Below are 4,293 nucleotides of genomic sequence, written 5' to 3' on the forward strand. Positions count from 1 at the left end.
CCCATGAAGCCATCGGCGGGACGGCCCCCAGCGAAGGCGATAACTGCGGGGATCGACTGGATCCCGAGTTGGCCGGCGATCGACGGATGGTCGTCGATATTCATCTTCACGAGCTTCACGCGGCCCTGAGCTTCGTTGACCACCTTTTCCAGCACCGGCGTCAACTGCTTGCACGGGCCACACCAGGGCGCCCAGAAATCGACAAGCACGGGCTGATTGCGCGATTCCTCGATGACGTCCTTCGCAAAGTTGGCGGTCGTCGTGTCCTTGATGAGGTCTCCGGCTGCCGCAGGCTGCGGCGCCGCCGAGCCAAAGCTCGCCTTTGCCGACATCTGTGCGCCGAAGGAATTTGCGTAAGGATTGTCGCTACCGCTCATTGTTGTCTCCCGCCATGCCGGTCTCCCGGCTCTTTTCTAGCGTTAAAATCGTATCTCAAGCTGTCACTTTCAAGACAAGCGGCTTATGCCCGGTCGCTTCCATGAATCGAATAAGATCGGCGCTCGCGATCGACGTGGTCGCATCGTTGGACAACGGATGGCAATTGATGATCTCGTCTTTCATCAAGTCGGCATCGAGCACAAACGTCACATTGTTGCCGGTGTCGTTGATGGCGCCGAAGGCAGTGACCGCCCCGGGGACGACGCCGAGGTATTCCATCAGCTTCTCCGGCTTGCCGAACGAAATCTTGCTTGCGGCACCGATCAGCGTATGCACCGTCTTGAGATCGACGACGGCGTGTTCCTCGACCGTCAAAAGGTAGAACTGATCCTTCTTGTCTTTCACGAAAAGGTTCTTTGTGTGGCCGCCCGGCATCGCGTCGTGCAGCGATACCGATTCAGCCACGGTGAAGACCGGCGCATGATCCTGCGTGCTATGCGTGATGCCGAGGCCATCGAGAAAGGCAAAAAGATCGTCTCTGTTTTTCGGCTGGGCTTCGGTCATCGCGGCATCCGTCTTGCACTGGAAGAAAGAGGTTAGGCGCCCTGATTAAGTCGGCGCAGCATGTTTTGCAATGTTCACCCTAGGTGCTTTTCCTTGGAAATACGGCGTTTTAGGAAGCCGCTCCCGAAGCCTTCGAATTTTTCTTGGCCTTTCCGTCATTTCCCTGTTGCATTTGAAAATCGGTTAGGCCATATAGCGCCCGTCGCCGCAAGGCGGCAGCCCACGGTCCACCAACTACCCCGGACCGGTGCGGATTGAGCGGGTGTAGCTCAGGGGTAGAGCACAACCTTGCCAAGGTTGGGGTCGAGGGTTCAAATCCCTTCGCCCGCTCCAGTTTCTCTCGAAATAAGAAGCACCGGCACATGCGATCATGCGCGCGATGCTGTCTTCTTCAGCTCTCCAGCATTTTTTCCGTCGACCTCGCAGGTGTTGTATCCTGGGCGTTTACCGGTGCCCGAGCGCAGCCTTTTTGTCGCGCCGTCTGAAAACCAATTGATTTGTGCGCAACGCATCGCCATGTTGAGGCGGGGCGCAACAGTTGGTTTGATGTATGCTGCAACGAATTGGTGAGACGGACGCGGCCCTGATTGACAGGCTGCAAAGATCCGCATTCGAGTATTTTCTGAAACATTCCAACACTGAAAACGGCCTGGTGGCGGATACATCCATAGCTGGAGTTCCAGCCAGCATCGCCGCCGTCGGCTTTGCACTTTCAAGCTATCCGGTTGCCGTCGAACGCGGATGGATGCGGCGGGCCGAGGCCGCAGACAGGACGCTTGCGACACTCCGCTTCTTTGCCGAAAGCCGTCAGGGGCGCGAACGCCACGCGACGGGGTATCGCGGCTTCTATTATCATTTTCTGCACATGGACACCGGCCATCGTGCATGGAACAGCGAGCTCTCGACGATCGACACCACCCTGCTCGTCGCCGGTATGTTGACGGCTGCCGCCTATTTCGATGGTGCCGGCGAGGCCGAGACAGAAATCCGCGAGCTTGCGAAGCTCATCTACGAGCGGATCGATTGGCACTGGGCACTGAACAAGGGGCAGGCCGTATCCATGGGCTGGAAGCCCGGCAGCGGCTTTCTGCGCTGGCGCTACCAGGGCTATGACGAGGCGATCCTGCTCTATACGCTGGCGCTTGCTTCGCCGACGCATCCGATTCCACAGTCGAGCTACGATGCGTTCGTCTCGAGCTATTCGTGGATGCTCTTCGGCAAGCAGCCGTATCTTTACGCCGGACCGCTCTTCATTCACCTCTTTTCGCATGCCTGGATCGATTTCCGCGGAATTCAGGACAAGGAGATGGCCGCGCACAACTGGGATTATTTCCGCAACACGCAGGTCTCGATCGCTGTGCAGCGTGACTATGCCGAGCGCAATCCCGGTCATTTCGTCGGCTATAACAAGGATATCTGGGGGTTTTCCGCTTCCGATGGTCCACCGCCCACACGGCGGATGCGCGGCGGCCGCCATCCAAAGGTCCTCGGCTACGCTGCGCGCGGAGCACCGCTTGGCCCGGACGACGGCACGATCGCGCCCTGGGCGGCGCTCGCGTCGCTACCTTACGACCGGCAGGCTGCTCTCGATGGCCTGGAGGCACTGCTTGCGACCTACCCCAGCCTGCTTTACGAGGGCCGCTTCCCCGGCGGCTTCAACCCCACGGTCAAGACGGCGCGGCCGGAGGGCTGGGTGGACGATCGCTGCGTCGGCATCGATCAGGGATTGCTGGTGATGACGATCGAAAACGACCGGTCGGATTTCATCTGGAACCTGATGCGGCAATCGCCGATCATCCGTCGCGGCCTGGAGCGCGCCGGTTTCACAGGCGGCTGGCTGGAGCAAGAGGAAGCGCCAAGCGTCTCGCGAAAGACGGCTTAACGGCCGGCGAAGACATGCGCCTTTCCAGCGATATCGAGGCGAACGCGATCGCCGCGCGCAGGCAGGGCGACGCTCGACGTCTTGATGACGATCGGCGGCAGAGCCACACCTTCAAGCGACACTGCGACCGTGCAGGTCGCGCCTCCGAACTCTACCTCAACGACGCGGCCGCCATGAACCGGTTCGCTTTCGTCGCGAACGACGCGGATCTGCTCCGGCCGCAACATGATTTCAGCCTTGCCCTGATGCTGCCCCTCGACGGCTACGCGGCCGAGCGCGCAATCGGCAATGCCATTGCGAATGATCGCCGGCAGCATGACGGCATCGCCGAGGAATAGCGCGGTCTCGCGGTCCTTCGGGTGCAGATAGAGCGATTGGGGCGTGCCTGCCTGGACGAGCTTGCCTTCCCGCAGCACCGCGACCTGATCCGCGAAGGAAAGCGCCTCCGCCTGGTCATGGGTTACGAGAATCGTCGTGATGCCCGCCGCCTGCAGCACGCGGGCAACCGCCTTGCGCATATTCTCGCGAAGGCCGGTGTCGAGTGCTGAAAAAGGCTCGTCGAGCAGCATGAGGCGCGGCTTGCGGCCGAGCGCCCTCGCCAACGCCACGCGCTGCTGCTGACCGCCGGAGAGCTGATGAGGGCGGCGCGTCAGCATGTTGCGGTCGAGCTCGACCATATCCAGCAATTCGATGATCCGCTTTTCGCGATCGGGGGCGCCGCGCTCGAAGCCGAAGCCGATGTTGTCGGCAACGCTCAGGTGCGGGAAAAGCGAACCGTCCTGCGAAACGATGCCGATGCCGCGCTTATGGGCGGGAACCGCTGCCGAACCTTCGGCGAGCGCCTGGCCATCCAGAACGATCCGGCCTTCATCCGGCCACTCGAAGCCGGCAATGAGGCGGAGCAGCGTTGTCTTGCCGGAGCCCGAGGGACCGACGACCGCAGTGCGGCTGCCGGCCGCAACCTCCAGCGTTACGTTGCTCAGGGCTTTCACCGGACCATAGCGCTTGCTGGCGGACTGGATCGTAAGCAGGGTCATTGGCCGGCGGTCCGTTTCGATTGGACATAGAGAAGAAGCGTCAACGGCAGCGACAACACGATCATCATCACCGCATAGGGAGCGGCCGACACATAGTCGATTTCGCTGGTAAGAGACCAGAATTTCGTGGCCAGCGTCTCGACCCCGTTCGGCGACAGCATCAGCGTTGCCGTCAATTCGTTGGTGATGCCGAGGGCCGATAGCGCAACGCTCGCAGCAAAGCCGGGTGCGGCAAGCCGCATGGTAATCTGGCGCACGGCCTGCGCTGGGGTCCGTCCAAGGCCCATCGCCGCCCGCTCCAGCTCCACCGGCGCCTGTGCGATGCTGGCGCGAAGACCGACCATGGCGCGCGGCAGGAAGAGCAGGACATAAGCAACGAGGAGCGTCGCAAAGGTCTGGTAGAGCGGCAACGCCACCCGCACGGTGATGGTG

Annotated in this window: 5 protein-coding genes and 1 tRNA gene; 2 read left to right on the top strand and 4 right to left on the bottom strand. The window is 61.2% G+C overall.

Annotation, left to right across the window (positions count from 1 at the left end; all coding sequences use genetic code 11):
- Together ACPYOI_RS35135 and ACPYOI_RS35140 are read right to left on the bottom strand one after the other, a co-directional pair.
- The coding region (locus ACPYOI_RS35135) for a thioredoxin family protein (RefSeq protein ID WP_481424069.1) at window positions 1–377 on the bottom strand (377 nt) is incomplete at its 3' end.
- A gap of 55 nt (window positions 378–432) precedes the next feature.
- A complete protein-coding gene (locus ACPYOI_RS35140) occupies window positions 433–942 on the bottom strand; it encodes a prolyl-tRNA synthetase associated domain-containing protein (protein WP_481418463.1) in 510 nt (169 codons plus the stop codon).
- A 258-nt stretch (window positions 943–1,200) separates the two neighbouring features.
- Between ACPYOI_RS35140 and ACPYOI_RS35145 the strand changes: the two genes are divergently transcribed.
- Both ACPYOI_RS35145 and ACPYOI_RS35150 read left to right on the top strand, forming a co-directional pair.
- Window positions 1,201–1,275: transfer RNA gene (locus tag ACPYOI_RS35145), tRNA-Gly, on the top strand.
- Between the two features lie 217 nt (window positions 1,276–1,492).
- Entirely contained in the window at window positions 1,493–2,824 is a 1,332-nt protein-coding gene (locus tag ACPYOI_RS35150; RefSeq protein WP_481418462.1) for a glucoamylase family protein, read from the top strand.
- On the opposite strand, the gene ACPYOI_RS35155 is transcribed toward ACPYOI_RS35150, so the two are convergent.
- On the bottom strand, window positions 2,821–3,861 hold the full coding sequence (locus ACPYOI_RS35155) for an ABC transporter ATP-binding protein (protein WP_481418461.1): 1,041 nt from the start codon (window positions 3,859–3,861) through the stop codon (window positions 2,821–2,823). The genes ACPYOI_RS35150 and ACPYOI_RS35155 overlap by 4 nt on opposite strands.
- Window positions 3,858–4,293, bottom strand: a 436-nt coding sequence (locus tag ACPYOI_RS35160) for an ABC transporter permease subunit (protein ID WP_481424070.1), incomplete at its 5' end; no start/stop codon positions are given. The genes ACPYOI_RS35155 and ACPYOI_RS35160, both read right to left, overlap by 4 nt.

The sequence above is a fragment of the Rhizobium sp. SVR5-2C genome, from assembly GCF_056755115.1.